This is a genomic window from Burkholderia sp. Bp9142 (genome assembly GCF_003853415.1).
In the GTDB taxonomy this organism is placed as follows: domain Bacteria; phylum Pseudomonadota; class Gammaproteobacteria; order Burkholderiales; family Burkholderiaceae; genus Burkholderia.
In genome coordinates this window covers 166,659-181,554 of record NZ_QTPP01000001.1, presented here as the reverse complement: position 1 = coordinate 181,554, position 14,896 = coordinate 166,659, and the positions used below count along the sequence as shown (strand labels likewise).

13 protein-coding genes are annotated in these 14,896 nt (G+C 69.1%); 10 read left to right on the top strand and 3 right to left on the bottom strand.

Translation table 11 applies throughout. The annotated features are described in order from the left end of the window. Positions 1-19: 19 nt before the first annotated feature. The 8 genes from DIE22_RS00835 to DIE22_RS00800 all read left to right on the top strand — a co-directional run bounded on the left by DIE22_RS00835 (position 20) and on the right by DIE22_RS00800 (position 9,937). A complete protein-coding gene (locus DIE22_RS00835; protein ID WP_124495657.1) occupies positions 20-463 on the top strand; it encodes a low molecular weight protein-tyrosine-phosphatase in 444 nt (147 codons plus the stop codon). Continuing rightward, positions 457-1,635 (top strand): polysaccharide biosynthesis/export family protein, encoded by a 1,179-nt coding sequence (locus DIE22_RS00830; protein ID WP_124495655.1) that lies wholly within the window; start codon positions 457-459, stop codon positions 1,633-1,635. The genes DIE22_RS00835 and DIE22_RS00830 overlap by 7 nt, the downstream gene beginning before the upstream one ends. Positions 1,636-1,688: 53 nt before the next feature. Then, positions 1,689-3,911, top strand: coding sequence for a polysaccharide biosynthesis tyrosine autokinase (locus DIE22_RS00825; protein ID WP_124495653.1), 2,223 nt, complete (start codon positions 1,689-1,691; stop codon positions 3,909-3,911). Positions 3,912-3,973: 62 nt separating this feature from the next. Beyond that, the gene (locus DIE22_RS00820) at positions 3,974-4,933 is read left to right on the top strand and encodes a glycosyltransferase family 2 protein (RefSeq protein WP_124495651.1); all 960 of its coding nucleotides are present in this window, start codon (positions 3,974-3,976) and stop codon (positions 4,931-4,933) included. A 43-nt stretch (positions 4,934-4,976) separates the two neighbouring features. Then, complete coding sequence (locus DIE22_RS00815) at positions 4,977-6,113, top strand: glycosyltransferase family 4 protein (RefSeq protein WP_124495649.1); 1,137 nt, start codon at positions 4,977-4,979, stop codon at positions 6,111-6,113. Between the two features lie 10 nt (positions 6,114-6,123). Continuing rightward, positions 6,124-7,590, top strand: coding sequence for an O-antigen ligase (locus tag DIE22_RS00810; protein WP_124495647.1), 1,467 nt, complete (start codon positions 6,124-6,126; stop codon positions 7,588-7,590). Next, entirely contained in the window at positions 7,587-8,771 is a 1,185-nt protein-coding gene (locus tag DIE22_RS00805) for a glycosyltransferase family 4 protein (protein WP_124604099.1), read from the top strand. The genes DIE22_RS00810 and DIE22_RS00805 overlap by 4 nt, the downstream gene beginning before the upstream one ends. Positions 8,772-8,812: 41 nt before the next feature. Beyond that, positions 8,813-9,937, top strand: coding sequence for a glycosyltransferase family 4 protein (locus tag DIE22_RS00800; protein ID WP_124495643.1), 1,125 nt, complete (start codon positions 8,813-8,815; stop codon positions 9,935-9,937). Positions 9,938-10,081: 144 nt separating this feature from the next. On the opposite strand, the gene DIE22_RS00795 is transcribed toward DIE22_RS00800, so the two are convergent. Next, the gene (locus DIE22_RS00795; RefSeq protein ID WP_124495641.1) at positions 10,082-11,317 is read right to left on the bottom strand and encodes an MFS transporter; all 1,236 of its coding nucleotides are present in this window, start codon (positions 11,315-11,317) and stop codon (positions 10,082-10,084) included. A 151-nt stretch (positions 11,318-11,468) separates the two neighbouring features. Here DIE22_RS00795 and DIE22_RS00790 point away from each other — a divergent pair, with 151 nt between their 5' ends. After that, complete coding sequence (locus DIE22_RS00790; protein ID WP_124495639.1) at positions 11,469-11,939, top strand: winged helix-turn-helix transcriptional regulator; 471 nt, start codon at positions 11,469-11,471, stop codon at positions 11,937-11,939. Positions 11,940-12,205: 266 nt separating this feature from the next. Here DIE22_RS00790 and DIE22_RS00785 read toward each other — a convergent pair whose 3' ends face one another. Together DIE22_RS00785 and DIE22_RS00780 are read right to left on the bottom strand one after the other, a co-directional pair. Beyond that, complete coding sequence (locus DIE22_RS00785; protein ID WP_124495637.1) at positions 12,206-12,973, bottom strand: AraC family transcriptional regulator; 768 nt, start codon at positions 12,971-12,973, stop codon at positions 12,206-12,208. Between the two features lie 25 nt (positions 12,974-12,998). Further along, positions 12,999-13,340, bottom strand: a complete 342-nt coding sequence (locus DIE22_RS00780; protein WP_044846591.1) for an FKBP-type peptidyl-prolyl cis-trans isomerase — start codon at positions 13,338-13,340, stop codon at positions 12,999-13,001. 581 nt (positions 13,341-13,921) lie between these two features. On the opposite strand from DIE22_RS00780, the gene DIE22_RS00775 reads away from it, so the two are divergent. Continuing rightward, a complete protein-coding gene (locus tag DIE22_RS00775; RefSeq protein ID WP_124495635.1) occupies positions 13,922-14,839 on the top strand; it encodes a metal-dependent hydrolase in 918 nt (305 codons plus the stop codon). Positions 14,840-14,896 lie beyond the last annotated feature (57 nt).

The window sequence follows — 14,896 nt, the reverse complement described above, 5'->3', positions numbered from 1 at the left end:
TAACCCGATTCGAGCTGCCATGTTCCGGAACATCCTGATCGTCTGTCACGCGAACGTCTGCCGCAGCCCGGCGGCGGAAATGCTGTTCAAGTCGCACGCGGCGTCGCGTGGCGGCCCGCGCGTGACGTTCCACTCCGCCGGTGTACGGGCGAACGACGGCGACGGCATCGATCCGGTGATGCGGCAACTGCTCGCCGAGCGCGGCGTCGACGCGACGCCGCACCGGTCGCGGCGGCTGTCGCGCCGGATCGTGCGCGACGCCGACCTGATTCTCGTCAGCGAGCGCGAACAGATCAAGGCCGTCGAATCGGTCGATCCGTTCGCGCGCGGCAAGGTCCACCTGCTGGGCAAGTGGGAGGACGCCGAGATCGCGGATCCGCATGGCGGCCCGGAGGCCGACTATCGCGAGAGCTACTCATTGATCGAACGTCTGGTTCAAGGATGGCTGCAAAAACTATGCTGAAACGTCCCATGCGCCCGCTGGCGCTTGCCGTCGCGATGACGACATTCCTGTCGGCCTGCGCGACCGCGCCCGGCAACTATCTCGACTCGTCGAACCTGAAGGACGAAGGCCGGCAAGGCCAGGCCGAAACCTATCCGGTTCATTACATCGACGCGAAGCTGGTGATGGATCAGCTGCAGAAGCAGCAGGTCGAGCACCCGCTGCCGCCGGGCCGTTACACCGATCCGTCGCAGTACGTCTACCGCGTCGGCCCGCAGGACATCCTCGGCGTCACGGTGTGGGATCACCCCGAGCTGACGACGCCGCAGGGCCAGTCGTTCTCGAGCGGCGGCAACACGACGCAGTCGGTCGCGGGTGCGCTGCAGCAGCCGTATACGACTGCGCTGCCGGGTCAGGCCGATCCGTACGGCCAGACCGTGGCCGCCGACGGCACGATCTTCTTCCCGTTCGTCGGCCGCATCCGCGTGGCGGGCAAGACGGTTGCACAGATCCGCGAGCAGATGGCGTCCACCCTCGCGCGCTACGTGAAGAATCCGCAGCTCGACGTGCGCGTGCTGTCGTTCCGCAGCCAGAAGGTGCAGGTGACGGGCGAGGTGAAGCAGCCGGGCCCGCTCGCGGTGAGCGACGTGCCGCTGACGCTCGTCGACGCGATCTCGCGCTCGGGCGGCTCGACCAACGAGGCCGACCTGCAGCGCGTGCGCCTGACGCGCGAAGGCAAGCTCTACACGCTCGACGCGAACGGCGTGCTCGATCGCGGCGAAGTGAAGCAGAACGTGATGCTGCAGCCGGGCGACATCATCAACGTGCCGGATCGCAGCGACAGCCGCGTGTTCATCATGGGCGAGGTCAAGACGCCGGTCACCGTGCCGATGCTCAAGGGCAGGCTGACCCTTGCCGATGCGCTGACGTCCGGCGGCGGCATCCTCGACACCGATGCGAACCCGCGCAAGATCTACGTGATGCGCGGGATGCATGACAACCCGACGAAGCCGGAAGTGTTCCGTCTCGACATGACGCAGCCGGATGCGCTGATGCTGTCGAGCCGCTTCCCGCTTCAGCCGCTCGACGTTGTCTATGTCAGCACGGCCAGCTCGGTGCAGTTCAACCGTGTGCTGCAGCAGGTGTTGCCGACGATCCAGACGATCTTCTTCATGCGGCAAATCACGCGCTGATAGCCCGCCGGGGCGGCGCCTCCGCCCCGGCACCACTCAAGCGGGAACGAACGGTGAACACGCAAGCGAAACACTCCTACGCGGATCTGACCGCGAAAACCGAGGAAGAGGACGTCGTCCTCGGCCAGCTGCTCCAGGTGCTCATGGACGACATCTGGCTGCTGCTCGGCATCGCGGTGACCGTCATCGCGCTCGCCGGCCTCTACTGCTACGTCGCGAAGCCGGTCTATCAGGCCGACGTGCACGTGCGGGTCGAGGGCAACGACAACACGTCGCAGGCGCTCACGCAGACGCAGACGGGCGCGATGATCAACAGCGGTCCGCAGCAGGCGCCGACCGATGCGGAAATCGAGATCATCAAGAGCCGCGGCGTCGTCGCGCCGGTCGTCGAGCAGTTCAAGCTGAACTTCTCGGTCGTGCCGAAGGCGCTTCCGGTGCTCGGCAGCCTGGCCGCGCGCATCGCGACGCCGGGCGAGCCGTCGCGTGCCTGGTTCGGCCTGCGGTCGTACGCATGGGGCGGCGAAGTCGCCGACATCGACACGATCAACGTCGTGCCGGCGCTCGAAGGCAAGAAGCTGACGCTGACGGCCGGCCCGAACGGCACCTACACGCTGGTCGACCAGAACGGCAACCGTCTTCTGTCGGGCCGCGTCGGCGAATCGGAGCAGGCAGGCGGCGTGACGCTGCTCGTGCAGAAGCTCGTCGCGCGTCCGGGCACGCAATTCACGGTGGTCCGCTACAACGATCTCGACGCGATCGGCGGCTTCCAGTCCGGCATCCAGGTGAGCGAGCAGGGCAAGCAGACGGGCGTCGTGCAGATCTCGCTCGAAGGCAAGAATCCGGACCAGACCGCCGCGATCGCGAACGCGCTCGCGCAGTCGTACCTGAACCAGCACGTGATCGCGAAGCAGGCCGAAGCGACCAAGATGCTCGACTTCCTCAAGGGCGAGGAACCGCGCCTGAAGGCCGACCTCGAGCGCGCGGAAGCCGCGCTGACGCAGTACCAGCGCACGTCCGGCTCGATCAACGCGAGCGACGAGGCGAAGGTCTACCTCGAAGGCAGCGTGCAGTACGAGCAGCAGATCGCCGCGCAGCGCCTGCAGCTCGCGTCGCTCGCGCAGCGCTTCACCGATTCGCATCCGATGGTGATCGCCGCGAAGCAGCAGCTCGCGGAGCTGCAGGGCGAGAAGGACAAGTTCAGCAACCGCTTCCGCAGCCTGCCGGCGACTGAAGTGAAGGCCGTCCAGCTCCAGCGCGACGCGAAGGTTGCCGAGGACATCTACGTGCTGCTGCTGAACCGCGTGCAGGAACTGTCGGTGCAGAAGGCCGGCACCGGCGGCAACATCCACCTCATCGATTCGGCGCTGCGCCCGGGCGACCCGATCAAGCCGAAGAAGGTGCTGATCCTGTCGGCCGCCGTGTTCCTGGGCCTGATCCTCGGCACCGGCGTCGTGTTCCTGCGCCGCAACCTGTTCCAGGGCATCGAGGATCCGGACCGCGTCGAGCGTACGTTCAACCTGCCGCTGTACGGGCTGGTGCCGCAAAGCGCCGAGCAGGTGAAGCTCGATGCCATGGCCGAGAAGGGCGGCGGCCGCGCGCGGCCGATCCTCGCGAGCCTGCGCCCGAAGGACCTGAGCGTCGAAAGCATGCGCAGCCTGCGTACCGCGATGCAGTTCGCGATGATGGATGCGAAGAACCGCGTGATCGTGCTGACCGGCCCGACGCCGGGCATCGGCAAGAGCTTCCTGACGGTCAACCTCGCGGTGCTGCTCGCGCATTCGGGCAAGCGCGTGCTGCTGGTCGACGCCGACATGCGCCGCGGGATGCTCGACCGCTACTTCGGCCTCACCGCGCAGCCGGGCCTGTCCGAGCTGCTGAGCGATCAGTCTTCGCTTGAAGAGGCGATCCGCGAGACGCCGGTGCCGGGCCTGTCGTTCATCTCGGGCGGCACGCGCCCGCCGAACCCGTCGGAGCTGCTGATGTCGACGCGTCTGCCGCAATACCTCGAAGGGCTCGGCAAGCGCTACGACGTCGTGCTGATCGACTCGCCGCCGGTGCTGGCGGTGACCGACGCGACCATCATCGGCCGCATGGCCGGCTCGACCTTCCTGGTGCTGCGCTCGGGCATGCATACCGAAGGCGAGATCGCCGACGCGATCAAGCGCCTGCGCACTGCGGGCGTCGATCTGGAAGGCGGGATCTTCAACGGCGTGCCGCCGAAGGCGCGCGGCTACGGCCGTGGTTATGCGGCCGTCCACGAATACCTGAGCGCCTGACCGCATTGCACGAAACCGGGCCGGCGCGCGCAGCACCGGCCCGGCCGACTGGAGAACCCTCGATGAAAATTTCCGTGCTCGTTCCGACCTACCGGCGCCCGGCCGACCTCGCGCGCTGCCTGCTGGCGCTGCAGCGCCAGCAGCGGCTGCCCGACGAGGTGATCGTCGTCGCGCGCCCGGAGGACGATGCCACGCACGAGCGCCTCGCCGATCCGTCGGTCGGCGGCGCGCTGCCGCTGCGGGTCGTGCCGGTCGACGTGCCGGGACAGGTCGCAGCGCTGAACAAGGGGCTCGACTCGGCGAACGGCGACATCGTCGCGATCACCGACGACGATGCGGCGCCGCGCGCCGACTGGCTCGCGCGCATCGAAGCCGTGTTCCTGGCCGATCCGCGCGCCGGCGCGGTCGGCGGCCGCGACTGGGTGCACGAGAAAGGCCGCGTGCTCGACGAGTCGCGCGAACTCGTCGGCCAGCTCATGCTGTCCGGCAAGATCATCGGCAACCATCACCTGGGCGTCGGCGGCGCGCGCGAAGTCGACATGCTGAAAGGCGCGAACATGAGCTACCGCCGCGCCGCGATCGAACGGCTGCGCTTCGACACGCGGCTGCGCGGCGCCGGTGCGCAGGTGCACAACGACATGGCCTTCAGCATGCACGTGCAGCGTGAAGGCTGGAAGCTCGTCTACGACCCGGCGATCGCGGTCGATCATTTTCCGGCCGAGCGCTTCGACGACGACCGGCGCGATGCTGCATCGCTGAATGCGATCAGCAACGGCGCGTACAACCTGCACCTGATCCTGCGCGAGCATCTGCCGCTGGTGCGGCGCGAGATCGCATGGTGGTGGTGGACGCTGGTCGGCACGCGCGTCTACCCGGGCCTCGCGCACGTGCTGCTGTCGCTGCGTGGCGCGCAGCGCGACCGCGTGCGCGAGCACTGGCGCGCGGTGCGCCGCGGCGCCCGCGATGCGCGCCGCGCGAACCTTGCCCCCCACCGTGCGGCGATGCCGCCGGTGACGTCTTGAACGGGCCGCGCGCATCGCGCACGGCTACCCCCGGAGGGCTTGCATGACCACGACGAAAGTTCACGTCCACCTGTTTTACGGCGCAGATCCGCGTACCTACCGGAAAGGCGAGGACATCGGCTGCCTGTACGGCTATCACCACGCCGAATCCGACGAATTCCGGCTGACCTATTCGCAGGACCGGCGCGAGAGTCGCGTCGCGAGCCTCGCGCGCCGTGCGCTGAAGGCGACGCTCGGCTTCGACGTCGTGCACGCGTGGCGCAATCGCGCCGCGCTGCTGGGCACCGACGTGATCTGGACGCACACCGAGCAGGAGCACCTCGCCGCCGCGCTGATCCTGAAGCTCGCCGGTGCGCAGGGCAAGCGCCCGCTGCTGCTCGCGCAGAGCGTCTGGCTGTTCGACAAGTGGAACACGTTCGGCGGCCCGCGCCGCTGGCTGTATCGCAAGCTGCTCGCGCGCGCCGACGCGCTGACGACGCTCGCCCGCGACAACGCCGAGCTGTGCCGCCGCTATCTCGGGCGCGACGCGGAGTTCGTGTACTACGGGCTGAACACGCAGGACTTCCCGCCCGCCGAGCCGCGGCAGTGGCAGCCGAACCGGCCGCTGCGGATCGCCGCGATCGGCAACGACCGCGATCGCGACTGGCGCACGTTCCTCGCCGCGTTCGGCGGCGACGAGCGCTACGACGTGCGGCTCGCGACGCGGCGCCGCGTGCCGCGCGAGTGGCATGCGCCGAACGTGAAGATCGGTTCGGCGTCGGGCCTCGCGAAGCAGCACGAGCTGTATGCGTGGGCCGACGTGATCGTCGTGCCGCTGCGGCCGAACTTCCACGCGTCGGGCATCACGGTGATGCTCGAGGCGGCGGCGGTCGGCAAGCCGATGATCGTGTCCGACGTCGGCGGGCTCAGCGACTACTTCCCGCACGACACGGCCGCCTACGTGCCGGCGTTCGATGCACCGGCGATGCGCCAGGCCGCCGACCGCTTCGTGGCCGAACCGGCCGCCGCGCTCGAATGCGCGCGTGCCGCGGCGGCGTGCCTGCGCGAGCGCGACCTGACCACGCAGGCGTTCGCCGAACAGCACGTGCGGATCACGCGCGACATGCTGCGCCGGCGCCGCACGCCGGCGGCCGCCGGTCTCGCGATGCCGCTCGCGGATTCGCGTCCTTCGTCGCGGTGAGAGCGGATCGATGAGTACGATTGCCGCCGAACGCGCACCGTCGCGCAACCGCCGCCGGTTACCCGAACCGAAGCACTGGGCCGGGCAGGCCGGGCTGTGGACGTTCACCGCCGCGCTGATCGCCGTTCACCAGGGCAAGGTGCTGACGCTCGCGTTTCCGGTGCTGGCGATCGCGGTCGGCATCTGGCTGTATTTCAAGAGCCCGGCGCGCTACGTCGGCTTCATGTGGTGGGTGTGGTTCCTGAGTCCCGAAGTGCGGCGCCTGGCCGACTGGTCGAAGGGCGCGTTCACGCCGACGAGCCTGATCCAGGTCGCGCCGCTCGCGGTGACGATGATCGCCGGGTTCGGGCTCGTCAGGCATTACCGCGTGCTCGCGCAGCGGCGTGGGATTCCGGTGCTGCTGATCCTGTTCGGGCTCATGTATGCGTATCTCGTCGGGATCGTGTCGAGCGGCGTGATGGCCGCGACCTACGACCTCGCGAACTGGGTGTACCCGGTGCTGATCGGTTTTCACATCATGGTCAACTCGCGCAACTATCCCGAGTACCGCGACGTGCTGCTGTCCACGTTCATGTGGGGCATGCTCGTGATGGGCGTGTACGGGGTCGTGCAGTACTTCGTGATGCCGCAGTGGGACGTGCTGTGGATGGTCGGCTCGCAGATGGGCTCGCAGGGCGAGCCGGTGCCGTACGGCGTGCGCGTGTTCAGCACGATGAATTCGTCGGGGCCGTTCGCGTTCGCGATCATGGGCGCGCTGGTGTTCGTGTTCGCGGCACCGCAGAAGGTCCGCTGGTTCGCGGGCGCCGCCGGCTTCGTGTCGTTCGCGCTGTGTCTCGTGCGCTCGACCTGGGGCGGCTGGGTGATCGCGCTCGCGATCCAGCTCGTGCAGTCGAGCAACCGCGTGCGGATGCGGATCCTGATCAGCGGCGTCGTGCTGGTCGGGCTGTGCGTGCCGCTCCTGACCGTCGGGCCGGTGGCCGACCGGCTCGGCCAGCGTCTCCAGTCGATCACGAACCTGAAGGACGACCGCAGCTACGACGACCGCAACAAGTTCTATGCGACCTTCGCGCAAACGGCGTTCACCGACGTCGCCGGCGAAGGGATGGGCGCGACCGGCGCGTCCACCAAGCTGTCGAGCGACAGCGGCGAGCTCGGCAAGTACGGCAGCTTCGACAGCGGCGTGATGAACGTGCCGTTCGTGCTCGGCTGGCCCGGCACGCTGCTGTACCTGTCGGGCGTCGTGATGCTGCTTGCCCGCACGCTGCGCGCGGCGTTCAAGCTGCGCAAGGACAAGTTCGTCGGCGCATGCCTGAGCCTGTGCCTGTCGGTGTTCGCGATGCTCGTGTTCACGAACTCGCTGATCGGCACGGGCGGCCTGCTGCTGTTCACGGCCATTTTTTCAATACTATCCGCGGCGCACTGGCAGAAGGCGCAGCGCCTGCTGGCCGCCGCGCGTTCACGGGGAGGCGACCATTGAGAATCGCGATCGTCACGCACGTCGTGCGACATAACGACGGGCAGGGCCGCGTCAATTACGAAATCGCGCGCGCGGCGCTGGCTGAAAACTACGAGGTCACGCTGGTCGCGTCGCACGTCGCGCCCGAGCTGCTGGCCGACCCGCGCGTGCGCTGGGTGCCGGTGAAGGTCGGCCGCTTCTGGCCGTCGAATCTCGTCAAGCAGCAGGTGTTCGCGCTGAAGAGCGCATGGTGGCTGCGCGCGCATCGCGGCGAGGTCGACGTGCTGCACGTGAACGGCTTCATCTCGTGGATCCGCGCCGACGTGAATACCGCGCACTTCGTGCATGGCGGCTGGTTCAAGAGCCCGTACTACCCGTTCGGTCTGACGAAGGGGCTGTGGTCGGCCTATCAGTACGTCTATACGCGCGTGAATACCGCGCTCGAGCGCTGGGCGTACCGGCGTTCGAGCGCGATCACGGCCGTGTCGCAGAAGGTGGCCGACGAGATCGCCGGGCTCGGCATCGACAGCCGCAAGATCAGCGTGATCTACAACGGCGTCGACGGCAGCGCGTTCGCGGGCGCGCAGGCCGATCGCGCGGCGTTCAAGCTGCCGGACGACGCGTTCCTGCTGCTGTTCGTCGGCGACCTGCGCACGCCGCGCAAGAACCTCGGCACCGTGCTGAAGGCGCTGACGAAGCTGCCGGCGAACGTCCATCTCGCGGTGGCAGGCTACTTGCCCGGCAGCCCGTATCCGGACGAGGCGCGCGCGCTTGGCATCGCATCGCGCGTGCATTTCCTCGGGCTCGTGAAGAACATGCCGACGCTGATGCGCTCGGTCGATGCCTACGTGTTTCCGTCGCGCTACGAAGCGATGAGCCTGTCGCTGCTGGAAGCGATGGCGGCCGGGCTGCCGGTCGTCACCGCGCGCACCGCCGGCGGCGCGGAAATCATCACGCGCGACTGCGGGATCGTGCTGGAAGACCCTGACGATCCGGCCGCGCTCGCGCAGGCGATCGGCTCGCTCGCGGCATCGCGCGACACCTGTCGCGCGATGGGCGACGCGGCCCGCGAACTGATGACCCGTTTCGGCTGGGCGCACATGGGCGCCCAGTACGTCGCGCTCTACCGGCGCATCGGCCAACCCTCGCAGCCGTCCGCCTTCGAGCGGGTCGAGCATGCGGTCACGCAGGAGCAATCGTGAAGTCTCTTTCTTCCCGGCCGATCAAATCGTTGCAAATCGGCATGCACTGGTTTCCCGAACGCGCGGGCGGCCTCGACCGGATGTACTACTCGCTCGTCGGCGCGCTGCCGGGCGCGGGCGTCGAGGTGCGCGGGCTCGTCGCGGGCTCGCCGAAGGTCGCCGACGATACCGGCGGCGCGATCCAGGGCTTCGGCCCCGCGTCGCAGCCGCTCGCACGCCGGATGCTCGCCGCGCGGCGCGCGCTGCGCGACGAGATCCGCGCCGAGCGGCCCGACGTGATCTCGTCGCACTTCGCGCTGTACACGTTCCCGGGCCTCGACGTGACGCGCGGCATTCCGCAGGTGTCGCACTTCCAGGGGCCGTGGGCCGACGAAAGCCAGGTCGAGGGCGCCGCGTCGCTCGGGCAGCGCGCGAAGCGCTATCTCGAACAGGCCGTGTATACGCGCTCGTCGCGGCTGATCGTGCTGTCGCAGGCGTTCGGCCAGATCCTGACGAACCGCTACGGGATCGATCCGTCGCGCGTGCGCGTGATTCCGGGCTGCGTCGACACCGCGCAGTTCGATACGCCGCTCACGCCGGGCGAGGCGCGGCACAAGCTGCAACTGCCGCAGGACCGGCCGATCGTGCTGGCCGTGCGCCGGCTCGTGCGGCGCATGGGGCTGGAGGATCTGATCGACGCGATCGGTCTCGTCAAGCACCGTCACCCGGACGTGCTGCTGCTGATCGCCGGCAAGGGCAAGATCGGCGAAGAGCTGCAGCAGCGCATCGACGCGGCCGGGCTGCAGGACAACGTGAAGCTGCTCGGTTTCGTGCCCGACAACCATCTCGCGGCACTGTACCGCGCGGCGACGGTGAGTGTCGTGCCGACGGTCGCGCTCGAGGGTTTCGGGCTGATCACGGTCGAGTCGCTCGCGTCCGGCACGCCGGTGCTGGTCACGCCGGTCGGCGGGCTGCCGGAGGCGGTCGCCGGGCTGTCCAGCGATCTCGTGCTGCCGTCGACCGGCGCGGATGCGATCGCGGAAGGGCTCGGCGCCGCGTTGTCCGGCGCGATCACGCTGCCGGACGAAGCCGCGTGCAAGCGCTATGCACGCGATCACTTCGACAACGCGGTGATCGCGCGACGCGTCGCCGGCGTGTACGAAGAGGCGATTCAGGCGGCGGGTTAAGCGAACGCGGCACGCCGCCGCCCGATTCGAGCCAGTGCACGCGTGAGCGTCCGGTTCGCGTGCCGGCCGCCCGATTCGGGCGAGCCGGCTTTTTGTCGTTCCGTGCCGGACTCGTCGCGATTCGCTCGCCGCTTCCGACATGCATCATGCACGCCCGAGCGTCGCGGCCCAAACGCCGAACGCGACCACGCTGACCGCCGCGCCGAGCCCGCAGACGCCGATCCATCCGGCGTGCGCATACATCGTCGTCGATGCAATCGCGCCAAGCCCGCTGCCGACCGAATAGAACAGCATGTAGCAGCCGACGAGGCGGGCATGCGCATCGGGCCGTGCGCCGAGGATCATGCTCTGGTTCACGACGTGGACGGCCTGCCCGCCGACGTCGAGCAGCACGATACCGGCGACCAGCAGCGCGATCGACGTGCCGGCGAACGCGAGCGGCAGCCACGAGAACGCGAGCAGGGCGAGCGCGGCGCCGGTCGTCGCTTCGCCGAGCCCGCGATCCGCGAGCCGGCCCGCGCGCGCGGCGGCGGCCGCGCCCAGTGCGCCGACGAGCCCGAATGCGCCGATCTGCGTATGCGACATCGCATGCGGGGGCGCGCTCAGCGGCAGCACGAGCGCGCTCCAGAAGATGCTGAACGCCGCGAACATCAGCAGCGCGATCGCCCCGCGCACGCGCAGTACGCGTTCGTTGCGCAGCAGCGTCGCCATCGAGCCGAGCAGCGCCGCGTAGCCGATGCGCTCGCGCGGCGCATCCGCATCGGGCAGCAGCCGCGCCAGCGCCACGAGCATCGCGATCGCAAGCGCGCCCGACACCAGATAAACCGCACGCCAGCCGGCGATATCCGTGACGACACCCGCGAGCGAACGCGCCGCCAGCAGGCCGATCACGACGCCGCCCTGTGCGGCGCCGACCACGCGGCCGCGCTCGCCGGCAGCGGCAAGCGCGGCCGAGCAGGCGATCAGCCCTTGCGTCATCGCGGTGCCGAGCAGCCCGACCGCGACCATGCCTGCCAGCAGCGCGATGCGCGTCGACGCGGCGGCCACGCCGACGCACGCCGCCGTCAGCAGCAGAAGTTGAACGGTGATCAGGCGCTTGCGGTTCAGCAGGTCGCCGAGCGGCACGACGAACAGCAGCGCGAGCGCGCAGCCGAGCTGCGTCGCGGTGATGACGCCGCCGACCGCCGCCTGCGATACGCCGAAGTCGTGGGCGATCGAATCGAGCAGCGGTTGCGCGTAGTAGACGTTCGCGACGCTTGCCGCACAGCAGGCCGCCAGCAGCGTGACGAGCGCCGCGGACACGCGTGCGCCGTCGGCCGGACGCGCGCTGCGCGATGTCGCGCTCGACGCGACGGTTCCTGAGCGACAAGACGATTCCATGGGTTTCCTCGCGTAAGTAGTTGCAATTTGAAACCAGTATGAGTGTAGGAAAAGTGGTTTTAAAATGCAACTTGTTGGGTGGCGGGCGACGGGCTCGCGCACGGATGGCCGGCGGCCCGGGAAGGCGGCCGGCACGGCAGTGGAGAGCAATATGGCCAGGCAGAAAAGTCTTGCGGATTCGCCGTGCCCGGTGGCGCGGGCGACCGATATCGTCGGCGATCGCTGGGCGTTGCTGATCGTGCGCGACGCGTTCGACGGCGTGCGGCGGTTCGGTGACTTCCGCGCGAGCCTCGGCGTCGCGAGCAACATCCTGGCGGACCGGCTCAGGATGCTGGTGGACGCCGGCGTGTTCGAAGTCGTGCCCGCGTCGGACGGCAGCGCGTATCAGGAGTACGCGTTGACGAAGAAGGGCGAGGGGCTGTTTCCGGTGATCGTGATGCTGCGGCAATGGGGCGAGGCGAACCTGTTCGGGCGCGGCGAGCCGCATTCGGTGCTGGTCGAGCGCAAGACGGGCCGCGCGATCCGCAAGGTCGCGCTGCGGCACGACGATGGCCGGCCACTGAGGGCGGCGGAGACGGTCGTGCGCAAAGTGGGTGACGAGGAAGGCGCGACGCGGGGATGAGTGGCGGATCGTCGCGCGATGCAAGGACTGCGCCGTTTCCGTTTCGCAGCATCGCCTGATCGGGCGCGGGCGGGAACGCGGGGGAGGAAGTGGCCGTGTCCCTCTCCGCATCGCGGGGCGCGACGCGCGGGCGATGTTTCAGGGCGGCGTGAAGCGTCAACACCGTCGCCGGCCGCGACGCCATGCGATCGCTTTGCGAGCGGGAAGGCGCTGCTCGTCTCGCCATGCGACTGCGTTAGGGCAGGCCGGGATCGTCCGGCGGAATCTCAGTGCCGTTCGCCGCGCCAGCGCCCCGGCGCGACGCCGAAGCGCTTCGTGAACGCGTGCGTGAAGGTGCTCTGGTCGGCGAAGCCGACCATGCCGGCGATGTCGACGAGCGGATGGCGGCCGTCGGCGAGCAGCACGACGGCGGCATCGAGCCGCAGCCGCTGCAGGTAGCGATGCGGGGTTTCGCCGAACGCGTCGACGAACAGTTGATGAAACCGGCGCATCCCGTAGCCGCAGTGCGCGGCGAGATCGGCGATGCGCAGCGGCTCCGCGAGCCGCGCGCGCAGCCAGCGGTCGATGCGTGCGAAATCGAGACCCGCCGCGGGGGCGGCGAAGCCGGCGTCGTCGAGCAATGCGCTGCACAGACGTGCGGCGGCCTGCCACTGGAAGCGATGCGCGTGCCGCGCGTCGCCGGCCGGCCCGTCGAGTTGCGCGGCGCCCGCCGCGACCTGCGCGACGAGCGACGCCAGCGCCGGGTCGATCGGCACGGCACGCGCGCTGTCGAACAGCCGCTGCGGCACCGCGAGCGACGCGGCGGGCAGGTCGAGCACGAGCTGGCGATTGTTGCCGAGGCCCGCGTAATCGTGGCGCGCGCCGGCCGGGATCAGCCAGGCCGCGTGCCGGTCGATGCGCTGGCCGACGCCGTCCACCGCCATCACCATCGCGCCGTCGACGCCGAGCACGACCTGGTGAAAGTCGTGCACGTCGGACGCTTCGCACGTGTCGTAACGGCGCAGCGCGATGGCGGGAGACGGGATGCGTTGCATCGGAGGGAGCCGGCCGGCGGCGTCGTCAGACGGCGAGCAGTTCGACTTCGAACACGAGCGTCGCGTTCGGCGGGATCACGCCGCCTGCGCCGCGCGGGCCGTAGCCGAGTTGCGGCGGGATCGTCAGGCGGCGCACGCCGCCGACCTTCATGCCCTGCACGCCTTCGTCCCAGCCCTTGATGACCATGCCGCCGCCGAGCACGAACGCGAACGGGTCGTTGCGGTCCTTGCTCGAGTCGAATTTCTGACCGTCGGTCAGCCAGCCCGTGTAGTGGACGCTGACGGTCTGGCCGGCTTGCGCTTCCGCGCCGGTGCCTTCGGTCAGCTCTTCGATTTTGAGGCCCGACGCGGTCGTGGTGACAGACATGACTTCTCCTGAAAGGGGTTGGGTAAAGCCGCTATTGTAGGCGAGCGCGCAGGGGGCCGCCGCACGCGGCGAAGGCCCGGCTGCGCGTCGATCTTGCGTCGGTCGCGACGGCGGTCACGCATCTCGCCCGACACGCGAATGGAACGCGCGTTTGAATTTTCCTCGGGCCGAAGCGACGCGGTTGCACCGCGCGAATGGGGGCGCGTATGAATCGGCGCTGTCCGGGCCGATCGGCGTCGCGTCGACGGCTGCCGCGCGATCCAGCGAGACGCCCGTCGCACGGGGCTTTCACGCCGGTTGCGGTTCGCGTGTTTGCCGCCCGCCTGCCGGTCGCGCGCCGGTGCGCGCGTTCGAATCCCGGCACGCGCGGACCCCGTTCGAACGTCGTCCTTTCCGCGCTGCCGACCGTGCCCCGTTTGGAAGTGCGCGTCTAACGCGCGGCTTGCGCACCGCGCCGCCCGGCGCCTATCTTTACAGTTATCGATGTCAAGATTGCGGCGTTGCGCGATGCGCCGCCCGGGCCCGCGCCGGCAAGGCCGCGACGGCTGCCGGGCCGCCCGAAGACAAGGAGAACGACGAACATGAAGTCAGCCGCTTCCGCCACCGCGGCCGAGGTGATGCCGGTGCGCCGCGACCTGCGCTTCGACCTGCCGGTCGAACGCGCGAAGGACTGGCACGGGCTCGGCCCGCACGTGACCCATTTCTTCAACGCGCTGTCGCTGCTGTTTCCGGCCGGCGAACGCTTTTTCATGGATTCGGTGCGCAACTATCGCGACCGGATCGACGATCCCGTGCTGAAACGCCAGGTGCTCGGCTTCATCGGCCAGGAGGCGATGCATACGCGCGAACACGTCGAATACAACGAGTTGATGCAGGCGAACCGGCTGCCCGCGCGCAAGCTCGACAAGCGCATGTGGGCGGTGCTCGGCTTCATGAAGCGCACGCTGCCGCGTTCGGTGCAGCTCGCGCACACGGTGGCGGCGGAGCACTACACGGCGATGCTCGCGGACTGGATCCTGAGCGACCCGACGCGTCTCGACGGCTCGGTCGAAGGCTACCGGCAGATGTGGGTATGGCATGCGCTCGAGGAAACCGAGCACAAGGCCGTGTCGTACGACGTGTGGAACGCCGTGATGAAGCCCGGCCTGCGCCGCTACCTGATCCGCGTCGGCGTGTATCTGCTGACGACGCTGACGTTCTGGCCGACCGTGTTCCTGATGCACGTGACGCTGTTGTCGCGCGATCGCGACGTCAAGCATCGCGTGCGCGGCATGTTGCGCATGATTGCCTTCCTGTACGGGCCGCGCCGCGGGCTGTTTCCTCGCATCGCGGGTGAATGGCTGAGCTTTTTCCGGCCCGGCTTCCATCCGTGGGACCACGACAACCGCCATCACCTCGCACGCGTCGATGGGCTCGTCGCCGCGTACGGCGAACACGACGGCGCGGCGGCCGGACGCGGCCGCGCCAACGCGCCCGCACCGCTCGCATCGGGGCGCTGACGCCGCCGCCGCGCCGTGCGGCGCGTGTTGCGTTCGTGCATCAAACCCGTTTCATCT

What these genes read in the sequence shown, in the direction of transcription:
- DIE22_RS00820 (WP_124495651.1), top strand. Translation starts at nt 3,974, where the DNA reads ATGAAAATTTCCGTGCTCGTTCCGACCTACCGGCGCCCGGCCGACCTC.
- DIE22_RS00830 (WP_124495655.1), top strand. Translation starts at nt 457, where the DNA reads ATGCTGAAACGTCCCATGCGCCCGCTGGCGCTTGCCGTCGCGATGACG.
- DIE22_RS00775 (WP_124495635.1), top strand. Translation starts at nt 13,922, where the DNA reads ATGAAGTCAGCCGCTTCCGCCACCGCGGCCGAGGTGATGCCGGTGCGC.
- DIE22_RS00790 (WP_124495639.1), top strand. Translation starts at nt 11,469, where the DNA reads ATGGCCAGGCAGAAAAGTCTTGCGGATTCGCCGTGCCCGGTGGCGCGG.
- DIE22_RS00835 (WP_124495657.1), top strand. Translation starts at nt 20, where the DNA reads ATGTTCCGGAACATCCTGATCGTCTGTCACGCGAACGTCTGCCGCAGC.
- DIE22_RS00815 (WP_124495649.1), top strand. Translation starts at nt 4,977, where the DNA reads ATGACCACGACGAAAGTTCACGTCCACCTGTTTTACGGCGCAGATCCG.
- DIE22_RS00785 (WP_124495637.1), bottom strand. Translation starts at nt 12,973, where the DNA reads ATGCAACGCATCCCGTCTCCCGCCATCGCGCTGCGCCGTTACGACACG.
- DIE22_RS00795 (WP_124495641.1), bottom strand. Translation starts at nt 11,317, where the DNA reads ATGGAATCGTCTTGTCGCTCAGGAACCGTCGCGTCGAGCGCGACATCG.
- DIE22_RS00800 (WP_124495643.1), top strand. Translation starts at nt 8,813, where the DNA reads ATGCACTGGTTTCCCGAACGCGCGGGCGGCCTCGACCGGATGTACTAC.
- DIE22_RS00780 (WP_044846591.1), bottom strand. Translation starts at nt 13,340, where the DNA reads ATGTCTGTCACCACGACCGCGTCGGGCCTCAAAATCGAAGAGCTGACC.
- DIE22_RS00810 (WP_124495647.1), top strand. Translation starts at nt 6,124, where the DNA reads ATGAGTACGATTGCCGCCGAACGCGCACCGTCGCGCAACCGCCGCCGG.